This is a genomic window from Facivitalis istanbulensis, from assembly GCF_040560405.1.
GTDB classification, from domain to species: domain Bacteria; phylum Pseudomonadota; class Alphaproteobacteria; order Sphingomonadales; family Sphingomonadaceae; genus Sphingomonas; species Sphingomonas istanbulensis.
The window spans coordinates 23,859-40,640 of sequence record NZ_JAVSCQ010000006.1; the positions used below are offsets into that span (position 1 = coordinate 23,859).

The 16,782-nt window shown below is 67.7% G+C and carries 12 protein-coding genes; 8 read left to right on the forward strand and 4 right to left on the reverse strand.

Features of this window, described 5'->3' with window-relative positions; translation table 11 throughout:
• Positions 1–33 precede the first annotated feature (33 nt).
• The 3 genes from RN629_RS05760 to RN629_RS05770 all read right to left on the reverse strand — a co-directional run bounded on the left by RN629_RS05760 (position 34) and on the right by RN629_RS05770 (position 4,139).
• Positions 34–1,668, reverse strand: coding sequence for a Na+/H+ antiporter (locus tag RN629_RS05760; RefSeq protein WP_455189832.1), 1,635 nt, complete (start codon positions 1,666–1,668; stop codon positions 34–36).
• A gap of 525 nt (positions 1,669–2,193) precedes the next feature.
• Positions 2,194–3,222: a glycosyltransferase family 4 protein gene (locus RN629_RS05765; RefSeq protein WP_407034326.1), complete on the reverse strand. Its 1,029-nt coding sequence runs from the start codon at positions 3,220–3,222 to the stop codon at positions 2,194–2,196.
• 32 nt (positions 3,223–3,254) lie between these two features.
• Positions 3,255–4,139, reverse strand: coding sequence for a UDP-2,3-diacylglucosamine diphosphatase (locus RN629_RS05770; RefSeq protein WP_407034327.1), 885 nt, complete (start codon positions 4,137–4,139; stop codon positions 3,255–3,257).
• A 607-nt stretch (positions 4,140–4,746) separates the two neighbouring features.
• On the opposite strand from RN629_RS05770, the gene RN629_RS05775 reads away from it, so the two are divergent.
• The 8 genes from RN629_RS05775 to RN629_RS05810 all read left to right on the forward strand — a co-directional run bounded on the left by RN629_RS05775 (position 4,747) and on the right by RN629_RS05810 (position 15,973).
• Positions 4,747–5,496, forward strand: a complete 750-nt coding sequence (locus RN629_RS05775; RefSeq protein ID WP_407034412.1) for a copper homeostasis protein CutC — start codon at positions 4,747–4,749, stop codon at positions 5,494–5,496.
• Between the two features lie 106 nt (positions 5,497–5,602).
• Positions 5,603–6,340, forward strand: coding sequence for a GntR family transcriptional regulator (locus tag RN629_RS05780; RefSeq protein ID WP_407034328.1), 738 nt, complete (start codon positions 5,603–5,605; stop codon positions 6,338–6,340).
• Positions 6,333–7,373, forward strand: a complete 1,041-nt coding sequence (locus tag RN629_RS05785) for an SIS domain-containing protein (RefSeq protein WP_407034329.1) — start codon at positions 6,333–6,335, stop codon at positions 7,371–7,373. The genes RN629_RS05780 and RN629_RS05785 overlap by 8 nt, the downstream gene beginning before the upstream one ends.
• Entirely contained in the window at positions 7,370–8,509 is a 1,140-nt protein-coding gene (gene nagA, locus RN629_RS05790; RefSeq protein ID WP_407034330.1) for an N-acetylglucosamine-6-phosphate deacetylase, read from the forward strand. The genes RN629_RS05785 and nagA overlap by 4 nt, the downstream gene beginning before the upstream one ends.
• Positions 8,506–11,424, forward strand: a complete 2,919-nt coding sequence (gene galA, locus RN629_RS05795) for a beta-galactosidase GalA (protein ID WP_407034331.1) — start codon at positions 8,506–8,508, stop codon at positions 11,422–11,424. The genes nagA and galA overlap by 4 nt, the downstream gene beginning before the upstream one ends.
• A gap of 54 nt (positions 11,425–11,478) precedes the next feature.
• Entirely contained in the window at positions 11,479–13,929 is a 2,451-nt protein-coding gene (gene ptsP, locus RN629_RS05800) for a phosphoenolpyruvate--protein phosphotransferase (protein ID WP_407034332.1), read from the forward strand.
• A complete protein-coding gene (gene nagE / locus RN629_RS05805; protein ID WP_407034333.1) occupies positions 13,926–15,653 on the forward strand; it encodes an N-acetylglucosamine-specific PTS transporter subunit IIBC in 1,728 nt (575 codons plus the stop codon). Before ptsP ends, nagE begins: the two co-directional genes overlap by 4 nt.
• Before the next feature lie 77 nt (positions 15,654–15,730).
• The gene (locus RN629_RS05810) at positions 15,731–15,973 is read left to right on the forward strand and encodes a hypothetical protein (protein WP_407034334.1); all 243 of its coding nucleotides are present in this window, start codon (positions 15,731–15,733) and stop codon (positions 15,971–15,973) included.
• A gap of 71 nt (positions 15,974–16,044) precedes the next feature.
• Here RN629_RS05810 and RN629_RS05815 read toward each other — a convergent pair whose 3' ends face one another.
• Positions 16,045–16,782: an immunity 53 family protein gene (locus tag RN629_RS05815; protein ID WP_407034335.1), complete on the reverse strand. Its 738-nt coding sequence runs from the start codon at positions 16,780–16,782 to the stop codon at positions 16,045–16,047.

A 16,782-nucleotide genomic window follows, 5' to 3' on the forward strand; every position in this document is an offset into this window, starting at 1 on the left:
TACCCGGTGCGTGCCGCGCGTGTCGCGGTCGCGCTATCCCTGCGCTGACAGGCGCGTGTCGAGCAGATCGAGTTCGCGGCCCAGCTTGCTTGCGGTTTCCGACCCGATGGCGCGGGCGTTGAGCAGGTCGAACACCACGCGCCGCTCCGCCCGGATCGCGGCCAGCCGCATGGTCCGTTCCAGCGCCTCGATTCGCCGCGCCTCGTCCGGATCATTATCGTCCTCCAGCGTGTCGATCCGGCTGCGATAGCCATCCATCAGGCGCGCGGCGATCTCGACATATTGGTCGGCATCGTCGCGCCCCTCCGCCATTTCGTGCTGCAGTCGCTCCAGTTCGGCGATCGCGGCCTTGGCGGTGGCGACGCGGGTTCGGTCCACCTCGCTGGCGGCATCCTCGGTCGGCAGTTCCAGATCGCGCAGCAGCAGCGGCAGGGTCAGGCTGGCGATGACCAGCGAGAACAGGATCACGCCACAGGCCAGGAAGATCACGAGGTCGCGTGCCGGGAACGGCGCTCCGTCGTTCAGCGTCAACGGCAGGGTCAGCGCGCCCGCCAGCGTGATCGCGCCGCGCGCGCCCGCCACCGACATGGCGGTGATGACGCGGCGCGGCGGGCTCATATGATCGGGGTTGTTGCGTTCACGAAACAGCGTCAGTCGCAGCGCGACCCATGTCCACGCGAAGCGCAATGCCGCCAGACCGGTGACGATCGCCACGACATACAGCCCCAGCCACCAGACGCTGTCATGCCCGGTGAGCATCACCGTGTCGCGCGCGCCCGCGAACACCTGTGGCAGTTGTTCGCCGAGCAGGACGAAGATGATGCCGTTCAGCGTGAATTGCAGCATGTCCCACACCGCCTGGCGCCGGATGCGGGTGCCGGCCTTGGCGCCCGAGGACACGTTGGTGAAGGACATGGCGATGCCCGCCGCCGCCGCCGCCAGCACGCCCGAGCTTTCGACATGCTCGGCGACCATATAGGCGGCGAAGGGGATCAGCAGGCTGACCAGGATGTTCGAGCCGCTGTCATCGCCAAAGCGGCGGGCGAACATGTTCTTGGCATTGATCGTGCCCCATGTGATCGCGACGCCCAGCCCGGCGCCGGACACCGCCATCCAGACGAAGGTCAGCGAGGCGGAGGTGAGCGAGAAGGCCCCGGTCAGCGCCGCCGCCACCGCGAAGCGCAGGCACACCAGGCCCGACGCGTCGTTGAGCAGCGATTCCCCCTCCAATATGTGCATCATCCGCTTGGGGATCGGCGCCTTTTGCGCGATCGCCGACACCGCGATCGGATCGGTGGGCGAGACGACGGCGGCCAGCGCGAAGGCGACCGCATAGGGCATGGCCGGGATCATCCAGTGGATGAACAACCCCATGCCCAGCACCGTCAGGAACACCAGCCCCAATGCCAGCCCCAGCACCGCGCCCGCGTCGCGAAACAGTTCGTCCTTCGGGATGCGCCAGCCGTCGAGAAACAATAATGGCGGCACGAACAGGAGGAAGAAGATTTCGGGATCGAGTTCGACCCGGATCTGCGCGATGCCGCCGATGATCGCGCCCAGTGCGATCTGAACGAGCGGGCGGGGCAGGGCGGCGGGCAACAGGCGGGAGACCATGCCGCTGACCACGACGGCAAGCATGAGGATGAGGCTAAGCGTAATGACGTCCAATCGGGGCCCTTTCCGGTGCAGCGGTTGGAGGGGCCATGCGCGAACGGCACGACCGGCGAATTGGCGACGCCTGACCTGTGGTCGTGACGAATCGCGCAGGGCTTATGAATGACATGCGCGGCATGTTCGGTTCAACCCGTTAAACGCCCCTGGGCGATGATCGATGCGCGGCGCGGGATGTCAAGCGTATCGCGGTGCCGTGATGCGGATGACCCGGCAGGGCGGTTCTGCGACGAAGCATGGCCCTCTGAACAGGCTGGCCGCCTTTCCATGGGGCGCGATCGGAACGGCGAGCCATTCCGGGCAGGGCAAGGACGGCGCGCAAGCGATCGTGATCGGTGGGGTTATTTCTCCAACCCGGCTCGGCGGCCGCATCTGCCGCTTTGAAAAAGCGCAAAGGCAGCCTCTTGCAGAGGCACCCCCGGCGATGGGCTGTGACTGCTGGGCCGTGGCTGTCGATCCGGTTTCGACGAAGGCGAAATTCCTGCCCGTCAACACGACCAAGAATGAAGCCAGCCAAAGGCTTCACGCCGCCGCGCGGATCGTCCGATTGATCGGTGCCAGTGCGGACAGGAATTGCTCGGCGCTCGCCTGCCAGGAAAAGCCTCGACCGTAGCTGGCGCAGGTCGTGCGATCGAGCGTCAGCGCCTGTGCCACGGCCCGGTCCAGCGCTTCGTCCATCACCCCGACCTCGGGGCTCAGCACGTCGAGTGGACCCTGGACCGGCAGGGCGGCAACCGGCGTGCCACACGCCAGCGCCTCGATCATTACCAGCCCGAAGGTGTCGGTGCGGCTGGGGAAGACGAAGACATCCGCCGCGCGATAGATCGACGCCAGATCCTCGCCGAATTTTGCGCCCAGGAAATGGACGTCGGGATATTGCGCGGCCAGCGCGGCACGCGCCGGACCGTCGCCGACCACGACCTTGGTGCCGGGCGTCCGTGTCGCCAGAAACGCACTGATATTCTTCTCGACCGCGACGCGACCCGCATAAAGCTGGACCGGGCCGGGCAATCCCGTGACGAAGGGATCGCGCGGGCCGTCGGCCCGGAACAGGGTGGTGTCGACGCCGCGTCCCCAGTGGCGACTCTGGGGCAGATCGTGCGCGGCCAGCGTCGCCGCGACGCTGGGGGTCGAGGCCAGGATCGCGAAGGATGGGGCGTGGAACCAGCGAACATAGCGCCAGACAAATTCCGGGTTCACCGCCTTGATCCGCGCGGCGACATATTCGGGGAATTGGGTGTGATAGGCGGTGGTGAACGGCAGGTTCTGCGTGAGGCACCAGCGTCGCGCGCGCAGCCCCAGCGGACCTTCGGTCGCGATATGCACCGCATCGGGCAGGAACTGGCCCAGCGTCCGGCCGACCACGCCCGGGCCCGGCAGCGCCAGCCGGATTTCGGGATAAGTCGGGCAGGGAAACGAGGCATAGAGATTGGGCGACACGATGCACAGCTCATGGCCCATCGCCTGCAACTCGGCCGACACCGATTTCAGGGTGCGCACGACGCCGTTGACCTGCGGCGACCAGGCGTCGGTGACGATCGCGATACGCATCCCTGTGGTCTCGTTTACGGTCTCGCGCACGGTCAGGCGGCGATGGCGGACATGGCGGGACGGCGGCGACGCGCCTCCATCTCGTCGGCCCAGTGCAGGATCTCCATCGTGCCGTCGAAATGCTCGACCAGCGCGGTGCACCCCTCCACCCAGTCGCCGTCATTATAATAAGCGACGCCGCCGATCTCGCGTATTTCGGCGGTGTGGATATGGCCGCACACCACGCCGTCCACGCCACGCGCGCCCGCCGCATGCGCGACGACTTCCTCGAAATGCGAGATGAAGGCGACCGCGTTCTTCACCTTGGCCTTGGCATGTTTGGACAGCGACCAATAGGGGCGCTTCATCCACCGCCGGACGATATTGACCCAGCGGTTGACCTCCATCAGCGCGGTATAGGCGAAGTCGCCGACATGGGCGAGCCAGCGATGCGCCAGCGTGATCGCGTCGAACTCGTCGCCGTGCAGGATCAGCAGGCGGCGGCCATCGGCGGTTTCGTGGATCGCCTTGCGGCAGATGGCGATGCCGCCGAAATCCATGCCGGTGAACTGACGAAAAATCTCGTCATGATTGCCGGGGATGTAGATGACGCGGGTGCCGCGCCGGGCCCGCTTGAGCAGGCGCCACACAACGTCATTGTGCGCGGCGGGCCAGTAGAATTTCTTCTTGAGCCGCCAGCCGTCGATCATGTCGCCGACCAGATACATGGTCTCGCTGTCGACATGGTCCAGAAAGTCGATCAGCATCTCGGCGTTGCAGCCGCGCGTGCCGAGGTGAACATCCGATATCCAGATGGTGCGATAGCGGCGGCGTTCATTGCCCTCGGGTTCGGGCGTGACCGGGTGGCGCGGCACGAAGTCCAGGATCGACGCATCTTCATGCAGCGAACCATCGATCGGAATGCTGGTCATCGGCATCGGCGTTCCCCACGCTTGGCGTTCCACCTGTCATGCCTGTCATCTGTTACGTCCGCATCGCAGATCGGTGACAAACTCGCAGCAGTTTAATGACTCGTTAAAGTCAAAGGTCTGGCGGTGCAGGATCGATCGGCGTTTGCCCTGATGCTATTCACAGGGGATGCTTCGGTTGAAACGGTATCGCCACCGAAGCAGCCGGGCTTCGGTCGTTCCCGCAATGGCGGAGGTCGTTCCGGCGATGGTGGACGGGCGATCTGTGGCCTGTTTATCCCATGGTCGGGATGTCGATCGCGCGGCTGCCAGCACGGTTGGATGAAAGGGCCGGATGCGATTGGTATGCTCCAGAATGGTGGTCGCGCGATCGCGGTCCGTTGCCGCCCCGTGGTTTGGCGGTCGGTGAACCGGCTGAGGACATAGATCGTAGATCAGCGCACTTTTTATACGATATGCCCGAATGACCATGCTGCAACCAAATCAATATTGGTTGGCAACGGCGGACATGGCGATGAAGCCTTGATGGGACCATTGACGGGCATTCGTTCGGACAGGTTGCGCAAATGGCCGGATTCTGGTCTCCTTTCCGACATGAATGCTTTGGGTGACGAAGATGGACATGAAGGAGACCGCGCGCCGCCTGGTCGAAATCTGCGTCGATGATGCCGAGGGTGTCGATGCGGTGGCGCGCGCCGGGGCCGATCGGATCGAGCTGTGCGGCGCGCTGGCGCTGGGCGGGCTGACCCCCTCGGCGGCGCTGGTCGCCCATGCGGTGCGCTCGGGTCTTCCGGTCCATGCGATGGTGCGACCGCGCGATGGCGATTTCCGCTATGCGGCCGCCGATATCGCGCTGGCCGATGAGGAGATACGCCGCCTGATCGATCTGGGCGTGGCGGGGGTCGTGGTGGGCGCGATGGCGGACGATCACCGGCTCGACCTGGACCAGCTCGCCCGCTGGCGCGACCTGGCCAAGGATGTTGCGATCGTCTTGCACCGCGCGATCGACCTGGTCGCCGACCCGGTCGCAGCGGTCGAGGCGGTGGCCGGTCTGGGCTATGATCACATCCTCACCTCGGGTGGCGCGCCCACCGCACCGGAGGGCGTGGAGGGGATCGCCGCCATGGTTCGGGCGGCGGCGGGGCGGCTGGCGATCATCGCCGGATCGGGCGTGTCCGCCGAGAATGCGGTCGATCTGATCGCGCGGACCGGAGCCGATGCGGTCCACGCCTCGGCCAGCATCCGGCAGGCGTGGTCGGATTCGCGCATCGCCGCGATGGGGTTCGCCACCGGGCCAAGGCGCCGGACCAGCGAAGCGCGCATCGTCGCGCTGTGTCGTGCCATGGGGAAGGGTAATATCCAATGAATACCAATTATAATACCTATTGCTCGCAAGGTTCGGCTGGGATAAGCCCTATGCAGAAGCGGGGCGCGGCATGAGCGACGCCACGGCAAAGGGGGATGGCGCGGCCATGACATTCTCGGCCCAGGTCGGCGCCTTTCGGAAGGGAAATCCCGCACCGCTCTACCTCCAGCTTCAGCAGTTGCTGCGCGATGCGATCACCAGCAATGTGCTGGCCGAGGATGATGCCATTCCGGCGGAACGCGATCTGGCGATCGAATATGACGTGTCGCGGATCACGGTGCGCAAGGCGATCGGCGGTCTGGTCGAGGAGGGGCTGCTGACGCGACGGCGTGGCGCGGGCACCTTCGTTGCCGGGCGGGTCGAGAAGAGCTTTTCCAAGCTGTCGTCCTTTTCGGAGGACATGATCGCGCGCGGCCGCACGCCGAGCAGCGAGTGGGTCAGCCGCGCGCCGGGCAGCGTGACGCCCGAAGAGGCGCTGTCGCTGGGCCTGTCGCCCGGCGCGCCGGTCTATCGTTTCCAACGCGTGCGCTTTGCCGACAAAGTGCCGATGGCGGTGGAGATTTCGACGATCGCGGGCTTCGCGCTACCCTCGGTCGAGGCGGTGGATCGTTCGCTCTATGCGGCGCTGGAGCGGACCGGCAACCGGCCGATCCGCGCGCTGCAACGCCTGCGTGCGGTCCCCTTCGGTGCCGACCATGCCAGGATGCTGGACGTCGATCCGGGCCATGCGGGCCTGTTGATCGAGCGTCGTGGATTTCTACGCGATGGACGGGCGGTGGAATATACCCAGTCCTTCTATCGCGGCGATGCCTATGATTTCGTCGCGGAGTTAACCGATGTCTGATGTGATGACCGCCGGCAGGGCGGACGCCGGCACCCTGATGGGAGCAGAAGCGGGGGAGGCTCCTGCGGCCATTGCCCGCCTGCTCGCGCGCAATGCGCCGACCGTCAGGGCGCTGGCCGAGCGGCTGCGTGCCGCGCCGCCGCCGGTGATCGTCACCATCGCGCGTGGATCGTCGGATCACGCCGCGACCTATGGCAAATATATCCTGGAGACGATGACCGGCGTGCCGGTGTCGTCGGCCGCTCCGTCGGTCGCGTCGATCTTCGCGACGCCGATGAAGGTACGGGGCGCGCTGGTCATCGCCATCTCGCAGTCGGGGCGGAGCCCGGACCTGCTGGCGACCGTCGAGGCGTATCGTGCGGGCGGCGCGCATATCGTCGCGCTGGTCAATGACGAGGAATCGCCGCTGGCGACGGGCGCCGACACGTTGCTGCCGCTGTCCGCCGGACCGGAAAAGGCGGTGGCCGCGACCAAGTCGTGCCTGACCGCGCTGGCGGGTCTGGCGCAGCTCGCCGCCGCCTGGGCGGGGGACGAGGCGCTGGAGGCGGCGCTCGCCGATCTGCCGGGCCAGGTCGAACAGGCGCTGGGCCGCGACTGGTCGCCCGCGGTCGAGGGGTTGCGCGACGTCAGCCGGATGTTCGTGCTGGGCCGTGGCTATGGCTATGGCGTGGCGCAGGAAGCCGCGCTCAAGCTCAAGGAAACCTGCTCGATCCAGGCCGAGCCGTTCAGCGCCGCCGAGGTGCGCCACGGCCCGATGCGGATCGTCGAGCCGGGCTATTCGGTATTGGGCTTCGCCACGTCGGACGTGGCAGGCGAGGATGTGAAGGCGGTCGCCGACCAGTTCGCCGCGCGTGGCGCTCTGCCGTTCGTGGCCGGACAGGGCGGTGCGCTGCCCATGGTGGCCGGGCACCCCGCGCTGGAGCCGATCGCGATGCTCGCCAGCTTCTACCGCATGGCCGAGGCGCTGGCGCTCGCCCGTGGCATGGACCCTGACTCGCCGCCGCATCTTCAGAAAGTGACCCGCACGCTATGACCCGCTTCCGTTTCGTCAACGGCCATGTCGCGACCCCGGGCGGCGTCCTGCCCGGCGCGGAGATCATGGTGCAGGGGGACCGTATCGCATCGATCGGCGCGGTCGACGGGGCAACCGATACGATCGACCTGAATGGCGGCTGGGTCGTCCCCGGCTATATCGATACGCAGGTCAATGGCGGCGGCGGCGTGCTGTTCAACGATCGCCTCGACGTGGACGGCATCGCGACCATGGCGGCTGCGCATGCCGTGTACGGCACCACCGCGCTGCTGCCGACATTGGTCAGCGAGACGCCGGACAAGATCGCGCGCGCGCTCGACGCGATCGACGAGGCGATCGAAGCCAATGTGCCCGGCATCGTCGGCATCCATGTCGAAGGGCCGGTATTGAACCCCGCGCGCAAGGGCATTCACGATCCGGCGCGCTTCCGCGACCTGGACGAGGATATGATGGCGGTGCTGACCCGCCCGCGCCGGGGCAAGGTCATGGTCACCATCGCGCCCGAGCGGGTGCCGCTGGCCATGATCAAGCGCCTGGTCGATGCGGGCGTCCTGGTCAGCGCCGGGCATAGCGAAGCCAGCTATGAACAGGCGATGGCGGCGTTCGATGTCGGGCTTTGCGGCATCACCCATCTCTACAACGCGATGCCCGCGATGCAGCAGCGGGTGCCGGGGCTGGCGGGCGCGACGCTCGACGATCCGCGTCCGTACAGCGGCCTGATCATTGATGGCTTCCACGTTTCCGCGCCGATGCTGCGGCTGGCGATGAAGGCACGGCCGTTCGACCGGCTGATGCTCGTCACCGACGCGATGTCCTCGGTCGGCGCGGTCGACAAGGATTTCGTGCTGCATGGCCGCCATATCGCGGTGTCGGGCGGCAAGTGCGTCTACACTGACGGCACGCTGGCGGGCTCGGACCTCGACATGGGGTCGGCGGTCGCCAATGCGGTCGCGCAACTGCGCATCACGGTCGATCGGGCGGCGGTGCTGGCCGCGACCAATCCGGCGGCGTTCCTGGGCCTGTCGGACGAGCGGGGCGCGCTGGCCCCCGGGCTGCGCGCCGACTGGGTGGTGCTCGACGCCGCGCTCAAGCCCGTCCAGACGCGGATCGCCGCGGCGGAGCCGGTCGCGGCATGACGGTCGCGCGCCGCGACCTGTTGCTGGGCAGCGCGGCGCTGGGGCTGGCGGGCGGCCTGTCGCCCGCGCCCCTGTTCGCGGCGCGTGCGCGTCCGACGGATGGTCTGTCGATGGGAGGGGCGGGGGCGCTCCCCATGCCCGTGCCGCTCGACCATATGCCGACGCCGCTGCCGGTGCAGGACGCCGCGCGGGTCCTGATGGATCGCGGCTGGCTGTTCCATGAGGGGGATATCGAGCCCGCCCCGCTCGACACGCACAATGCGACCTATTTGTCGGTCAAGGCGGGCAATGCGCGTGGCGCGGCGGCGGTCGACTATGACGACAGCGACTGGCAGGCGGTCGACCTGCCGCACGACTGGGCTTCGTTCCAGCCCTTCGTGAAGACGGCCAATGTCGCGCAAGGCTATCGGCCGCGCGGCATCGGCTGGTACCGGCGCAGCGTCCGGCTGGACCCCGCATTGCAGGGCCGGCGGATCGAGCTGGAATTCGGCGGCATCGCGACCAACGCGACCGTCTGGGTGAATGGCAGCGTCGTCGCGCATAATTTCTCCGGCTACAACGCCGTCCGCGTCGACCTGACGCCGTTTGCGCGGTTCGGGGACGAGGTGAACGTCGTCGCGGTGCGGGTCGATGCCGAGGCGATGGAGGGATGGTGGTATGAGGGCGCGGGGCTCTATCGCCATGTCTGGCTCGCCGATTATGCGCCGGTGTCGATCGCGACCGACGGCGTGCATGGCGATCCCCGCAAAAGGGCCGATGGCTGGCATGTTCCCGTCACCGTCACGCTGACCAGCATCGCCGATGGCGACAGCACCGCTATGGTCGAGGCGCGGCTGATCGATCCGCAGGGCCAGGTGGTGGCGCAGGGCCGGGCGCAGGCACAGGTGCCGTCGCTCGACCAGGGCACCGCGCAGCTCGACCTGCCGGTCGCCGATCCGCAGCTCTGGTCGGTCGAGCGGCCGACGCTCTACACCCTCGATGTCCGCTTGCTGCGCGACGGGCAGGTGGCGGACGAGCGTCGGGTGCCGATCGGCTTCCGCACCATCCGCTTCGATGCGGACCGGGGCTTTTTCCTGAACGAGCGGCCGGTGAAGCTGAAGGGCGTCTGCCTGCATCAGGATCATGCGGGCGTCGGCACCGCGATCCCCGACGCGCTGATCGGATGGCGGCTGGAACGGTTGAAGGCGATGGGCTGCAACGCGGTCCGGTCCAGCCACAATGCGCCGACGCCCGAATTGCTCGACTGGTGCGACCGGCTGGGCCTGCTGGTGATGAACGAGAATCGGCAGTTCAACCCGGCGCCGGAATATCGCGCGCAGCTGGAATGGCTGGTCCGGCGCGATCGCAATCATCCCAGCGTCATCCTGTGGTCGGTCTTCAACGAGGAACCGATGCAGGGCACGCCGGCGGGCGTCGCGATGGTCCGGCGCATGGCACACTGGGTCCGCGCGCTGGACGACAGCCGGCCGGTGACGGCGGCGATGAACGGGGCGTTCTTCGATCCGGTCAACGTCGCGCATGTCGTCGATGTGACCGGGTTCAACTATTATCAAGGCGATTACGACCGCTATCACCAGCTGAACCCGGCCAAGCCGATCACCAGTTCGGAGGATACCAGCGCCTTCATGACGCGCGGCGCGTTCGAAACCGATCCGGTGCGCCATATCGCGTCAAGCTATGATGTCGAGGCAGCGAGTTGGGGCGACACCCATCGCGGCGCGTGGAAGAAGATCGCCGAGCGGCCTTATGTGGCGGGCGGGTTCGTCTGGACCGGCTTCGACTATCATGGCGAGCCGACGCCCTATGAATGGCCGACCATCGCCAGCTTCTTCGGCATCCTGGATCTGTGCGGCTTTCCCAAGGTGGCGTTCGACATCCACCGTGCGGCCTGGGTCGATGACCAGCCGGTGGTGGCGATCGCGCCGCACTGGAGCTGGCCGGGACGCGAGGGGCAGCCGATCAAGGTCATGGTCCTGTCCAACGCCGAGCGGGTCGTCCTGCGCCTGAACGGCAAGACGGTCGGGGAGGCTGCGGTCGACCGGCTGATGGGGCATGAATGGACATTGCCCTATGCGCCGGGGCGGATCGAGGCGATCGCCTATCGCGGTGGCCGCGAGGTCGCGCGGGCCGCGCATGAGACGGTGGGCGCGCCGGTCGCGCTGCGCCTGACGCCGGCGCGCACCGTGATGGCGGGCGATCGCGAGGATGCGCAGGCGATCACGATCGATGCGGTCGACGCCAGGGGACGGCATGTGCCCATCGCCAATCTGATGACCCGCTTCACGATCGAAGGGGGCGCGATCATCGGTGTCGGCAATGGCGATCCCAACAGCCATGAGCCGGAAAAGGGGCTTCAGCGCTCGCTGTTCAACGGCCTGGCGCAGATGATCGTGCGGCCCGATGGCGGGCGCGGGCGGATCGTGATCCGGGCCATGGCCGACGGGTTGAAGCCCGCGATGCTGAAGCTCGACCGGCTGGGCGTGCCCGCGCGTGCGCAGGTCGCGCTGGTGGCGCCCGAAACCGATATCCGTGACTGGCGGCGGTCGCCCCGGCTGGACACGCGTCCGTCGGCGGATCTGGCCCCGGCGGCGAGCGACAATAATGGCTGGGCGTTCGTCCATGCGGGCACGCCGACTCCGGCGGAGGAGGCTGGCTGGCGCATGTATCGCACCGTCCTGACCCCGCGCCGGGCCGTGGCGGCGCGCGGTGGAGAGATCGGCTTTGCGGCCATTGGCGGCGTGGCCAGCCTGTGGATCGACGGGCAACTGGTCGCCGAGAAGCGCGATCCCCGGCCCGGTCCGCTGACCGCCCCCTTCCCGGCGGGCGAGGGCAAGCGGGTGATCGCCCTGATCGTGGCGGGGCTCGGCAATAATGAAAGCGGCCTGATCGGTCGCGTGATGGTCCGCCCGCGCTGAAGGCGGGGCGGACCGTTGCGGAGAGGAATAGCAGTTTGGCGAGAGTGACGTGCGATGAGTGACCTGACCATCTTTGCCCCGCTGGCGGGGTGGGTGACGCCTTTGGCGCAGGTGCCGGACGCGGTCTTTGCCGAAAAGATGCTGGGTGACGGGATCGCGATCGATCCGGTCGGCGACATGCTGTGCGCGCCGTGCGACGCGACCGTCCTGACGGTGCACGAGGCGGGGCACGCGGTGACGCTGCGCAGCGTGCAGGGGTTCGAGCTGATCTGCCATATCGGCATCGATACCGTGTCGCTGGGCGGCAAGGGGCTGGTCCCGCAGGTGCAGGCGGGCACGAAGGTGCTGGCGGGCCAGCCGCTGATCCGCTTCGACCTCGACGCTCTGGTGCGCAATGCGCCCGCCGTCGTGACGCCGATCATCGTCGCGGATGCCAGCCTGTACGGTGTCGAGCCGATCGCGTGCGGCATGGTCGCGGTCGGCGATCCGTTGCTGCGCGTCGTGCCGCTCGCGTCTTCGACCATGGCGGTGGCGGCCTCGGGCGAGACGCTGGTTCGGGAATTGGCGGTTGGGCTGTCGCATGGCCTGCACGCACGTCCGGCCGCCCGGTTGGTCGAGGTGGTGCGGCGACATGAGGCGCAGGTGATGCTGCTCCACGGCGAGCGTCATGCGTCGGGCCTGAGCGCGGTCGGCCTGCTCGGGCTGGGGCTGGGCCATGGTGCGACCGTGCGGGTCGAGGCGAGCGGGCCGCAGGCATCCGCCGCGCTGGCCGAAATCGTCGCGCTGCTGAGCGATACGACGCCGGAGGACACGCCGGCCGACGCGCCCGAGCCCATGCGTGGCGAGGGTCCGGGCCTGGGCGGCGTGCCCGCCGCGCCGGGCCTGGCGATCGGGGCGATCCATCGGCTGAACCGTGCCGCGATCCCGGTCGAGACGGTCGCCGCCTCCGCCGATGAGGAACGCGCGAGGCTGGCCGGAGCCTTGTCACAGGTGCGTGACGCCCTGGCGCTGGCCGCCGCGGCGGGTGGCGCACGGGGCGGGGTGATGGCGGCGCATGGCGCGATGCTGGCCGATCCGACCCTGTCCGATGGCGCGATGGCCGGTGTCGCGCGCGGGCTGAGCGCGGGCGTCGCATGGCAGGAGGCCATTGCCGAACAGGTCGCCAACCTGATGTCGAGCGGGGATCGTCGCATCGCCGAGCGCGCCGACGATCTGCGCGATCTGGAGCGCCATGTGCTGGCCGCGCTGGCCGGCCTGCCGATCGAGGGGCCCAGCGTTCCCGCCGGGGCCATTCTGGTCGCCGAGGATCTGTTGCCCAGCCAGGTCGCGGCGCTCGACGCGGCCGCCGTTGCCGGGATCGCGCTGGTCAAGGGTGGGCCGACCTCGCATGCCGCGATTCTGGCGGCGGGCATGGGCGTGCCGATGGCGGTCGCGTTCGGCCAGCCGCTGGCCGCGCTCGAGGACGGGCGGGTGATCGTGCTCGACGCCGATCGCGGCCTGATCGATCCCGAGCCCGATGCGGACGCGCAAGCCGAGGTGCGGCAGACGATCGCGCGCCGCAAGGCCGAGATGGAGGCCGCCCGCGCGGCGCAGGGCCCGTGCCGCACCGCGGACGGCGTCCGGATCGAGATGTTCGCCAATCTCGGCTCGGTCGCCGATGCCGAAGCCGCTGTGGCGGAAGGCGCGGAGGGCTGCGGCCTGCTGCGCACCGAATTCCTGTTCCTGGACCGCGCGACCGCGCCGACCCGCGACGAACAGGCGCGCGATTATCAGGCGATCGCCGACGCGCTGGGCGACCGGCCGATGATCGTCCGGCTGCTCGACGTCGGCGGCGACAAGCCCGCGCCCTATATGGACTTGCCCGTCGAGGAGAATCCGGCGCTGGGGCTGCGCGGCATCCGCGTGTCGCTCGCCGATCCGCAGCTTCTGGAGGATCAGGTCGGCGCGATCCTGTCGGTGCGTCAGCCGTGCCGGATCATGGCCCCGATGGTCGCGAGCCTGTCCGAGCTGGAGGCGGTGCGCGCGGTGGTCGAACGCCATGGCCGAAAGGCCGAGGTCGGGGTGATGATCGAAACCCCGGCGGCAGCGATTTCCGCTGATATTCTCGCGCGTAAGGCCGATTTCTTCTCGATCGGTACGAACGACCTGACCCAATATACGCTGGCCATGGATCGCGGCAACGCGGCGGTGGCGGCGGGGGTCGATGGGCTCCATCCGGCGGTACTGCGCCTGATCGGCACGACCTGTGACGGCGCGGCGGAGCACGACACGCCGGTGGGGGTATGCGGCTCGCTCGCCGCCGACCGGCTGGCGGTGCCGATCCTGCTGGGCCTGGGCGTCACCGAATTGTCGGTGCCCCCGGCGCGGGTCGCCGCGATCAAGGCGCTGGTCGGCAAGCTCGACCTCGCGCGTTGTCGAGTCGTGGCCGGGCAAGCGCTTCAGCTTTCCTCGGCCGCGTCGGTGCGCGCGCATATCACCACGATGCTTCAGGAGATCGGCGCATGAGTTCGCCCATGGCCTCGCTTCAGTCGCTCGGGCGCGCGCTCATGCTGCCCATCGCGGTCCTGCCGGTGGCGGGGCTGCTGCTGCGCCTGGGCCAGCCCGACATGCTCGACATCGCCTTCATGGCCAATGCGGGCAATGCGATCTTCGACAATCTCGGCCTGCTCTTCGCCGTCGGCGTGGCGACCGCCTTTGCCCGGGACGGCAACGGCGCGGCGGCGCTGGCGGGGATCACCTGCTATCTGGTGACGATCAAGGGGGCCGAGACGCTGGTCGTCCCGCCGATGGGCACGGGCTCGGGGCTGGCCAAGGATATCGCCGCCACCGTCGATGCGGCATGGCGGACCAAGGCGGTGCATCGTTTCGACGTGCCCGTGGGCATCGTTGCCGGATTGGTCGGCGGCGGTTTCTACAACCGTTTCGCCACGATCAAAATGCCGGAATATCTGGCCTTTTTTGGCGGTCGCCGGTTCGTTCCGATCATCGCGGGTCTGGCGGGCCTGGTCCTCGCCGGGCTACTCGGGCTCGCCTTCGCGCCGGTCAATGCGGGCGTCGATGCGCTCAGCCAGGGCGTGGTGCAGGCGGGCGGCCTTGGCCTGTTCGCCTTTGGCGTCCTCAACCGGTTGCTGATCGTCACAGGGCTCCATCATATCCTGAACAATGTCGCCTATTTCGTGGTGGGCGATTATCACGGCACCACGGGCGATCTGCGCCGCTTCTTCGCGGGCGATCCGACCGCGGGCGCCTTCATGAGCGGTTTCTTCCCGGTCATGATGTTCGGCCTGCCCGCCGCGTGCCTGGCCATGTATCACGAGGCGCTGCCGGAGCGGAAAAAGGCGGTCGGCGGCATGTTGTTCAGCCTGGCGCTGATGTCGTTCCTGACCGGCGTGACCGAGCCGATCGAATTCAGCTTCATGTTCCTCGCGCCGGTCCTCTATGCGTTCCACGCGATCCTGACCGGCGCGGCCGAGGCGCTGATGAACGCGCTGGGCGTCCGGCTGGGCTATGGCTTTTCGGCGGGGCTGTTCGATTATGTGTTGAACTTCGGGCAGGCGACCCGGCCGCTGCTGCTGATCCCGGTGGGCGCGGGCTATGCGTTGATTTATTATGGCGTCTTCCGGTTCGCGATCCGTCGCTGGAACCTGCAGACCCCCGGTCGCGAAGCGGATGTGCCTGCCGAGGGCGGGACGGTCGAAGCGGGCGCGCCCGTGGTCGAGGGCGGACGCGGCGCGTCCTTCGTCGCGGCGATGGGCGGCGGGGCGAATTTGAAGGAGGTGGCGGCCTGCACCACCCGCCTGCGCCTGATCGTGGACGAGCCCGCGCGCGTGGACGAGCCCGCGCTCAAGCGGCTGGGCGCGCGTGCCATCCTGCGCCCGTCGCCCCTGGGCGTGCAGATCGTTCTGGGCCCGGTCGCCGACACGGTGGCGATGGAAATGCGCGAGGCGATCGCGGCTGGCCTGGGGCAGCCATCGGGCGATCCGGCTCCGATGCCTGCCGCCGCTGCGGCCGTCGCGCCGATGCTTGTCGATGGCCCGACGGAATTGCCCGAAGCGCTGGCCCGAGCGGTCGGCGGATCGGCCAATATCCGCCACGCCAGCCATCATGCCGGCCGGTGGCGGATCGAACTGGTCGATGCCGGATTGGTCCGTACCGACAATGTCGAGGGCGCACGTGCCATCGCGAAGGTGGGGCGCGGCATCGTCCATATTCTGGTCGACCCGGCCTGACATGGGCGCAAGCGGAATGTCCGTTTCGGGTGGGCAGCGGACGTTGCATGATGTCGGGCTGCCACTAAGTTCGCGGCATGATCTGCAACATCATCGACAGGCGAACGAGGCCGTATCGCTGGTGCGAGGTTAACGCCATCATTGAGGCGACTTCGCATGACAATGCCTGCGAGGATGCGGACCAACAACGACCAACCGATGACGATCTGACCTACGACCAGCGTGAGAATGTCACTGTCGCGGAAGCGATCGCGTGGGCCAACGAAGAGGTGTGTCCGGTGACGCTATACCTCTACGACAAGGGTACCGGGACGACCTGACCAATGCCCTTTTCGGGCGGTGAGCGGACCGGCAGCTTTAGGTTTGAAGGCGAGCGAGAGCTGCCGTCGCGCTATGCCGATGCTTCCACCCATCGCCGGAACACTCCGACCGCAGCCGACAAGTCCAGAGGTCCGCAGGCAACCTCGAAGGCGTCGCCCTCAACATGCGCAACCCACCAGCTTCCGGTCCGCTGCCACTCTTCCAAATCGCCGCTCGGCTCGCCGTACTCTACGCGCTCAAAGGCGTGTCCTTGCATCTCAGTGTCGGTTAAATCGATCTTGAGCGACCACCCCGGATTGTCGAGGTTCTCGATCTTCACCCCATACGAGTGCTCCCAGTCATGATCGCACTGGGACAGATACCACTGGCTCCGCCAGATCAAATTGTCTTCGCTCATCCTACCGGCATCGCTCGCCGCCGCAATGTCCGCAATCGGGAACTGATTGATCCGGCAGGAGCGGCTGAGGCTGGGCGATTCCGACTGGTGGTCGAGATATCGCGACGGAAAGAAGCGATCGGTCAGAAAGCCAATCGATGGCGTGGACGACAAGCGGCGATAGTGTGCGCCCGCCCTGGAAAAGAGGCTGGATATCCTGGAACTGCTCTCGGCACGGGAAGCCCCCCTGACGATGAGTGCGATCGTCGCGCCGCTCGGCCGTTCCACCGGCTTGTCCCCGTCGCGGATCGCGGCGATAGATAGCCCGATGGATCGCGGTAGCGTTGCCGGCGTAACGAACAAGTCGGACGGAACCAGTCGGGCGAAACCAATCGGCGACGGCCGACTTTGACCGGGACGGAACCGGATCAC

Bases quoted from the DNA above. Each gene is read 5' to 3' on its own strand.
- RN629_RS05810 (WP_407034334.1), top strand. From the start codon at position 15,731: ATGATCTGCAACATCATCGACAGGCGAACGAGGCCGTATCGCTGGTGC.
- ptsP (WP_407034332.1), top strand. From the start codon at position 11,479: ATGAGTGACCTGACCATCTTTGCCCCGCTGGCGGGGTGGGTGACGCCT.
- RN629_RS05775 (WP_407034412.1), top strand. From the start codon at position 4,747: ATGGACATGAAGGAGACCGCGCGCCGCCTGGTCGAAATCTGCGTCGAT.
- galA (WP_407034331.1), top strand. From the start codon at position 8,506: ATGACGGTCGCGCGCCGCGACCTGTTGCTGGGCAGCGCGGCGCTGGGG.
- nagE (WP_407034333.1), top strand. From the start codon at position 13,926: ATGAGTTCGCCCATGGCCTCGCTTCAGTCGCTCGGGCGCGCGCTCATG.
- nagA (WP_407034330.1), top strand. From the start codon at position 7,370: ATGACCCGCTTCCGTTTCGTCAACGGCCATGTCGCGACCCCGGGCGGC.
- RN629_RS05785 (WP_407034329.1), top strand. From the start codon at position 6,333: ATGTCTGATGTGATGACCGCCGGCAGGGCGGACGCCGGCACCCTGATG.
- RN629_RS05765 (WP_407034326.1), bottom strand. From the start codon at position 3,222: ATGCGTATCGCGATCGTCACCGACGCCTGGTCGCCGCAGGTCAACGGC.
- RN629_RS05770 (WP_407034327.1), bottom strand. From the start codon at position 4,139: ATGCCGATGACCAGCATTCCGATCGATGGTTCGCTGCATGAAGATGCG.
- RN629_RS05780 (WP_407034328.1), top strand. From the start codon at position 5,603: ATGACATTCTCGGCCCAGGTCGGCGCCTTTCGGAAGGGAAATCCCGCA.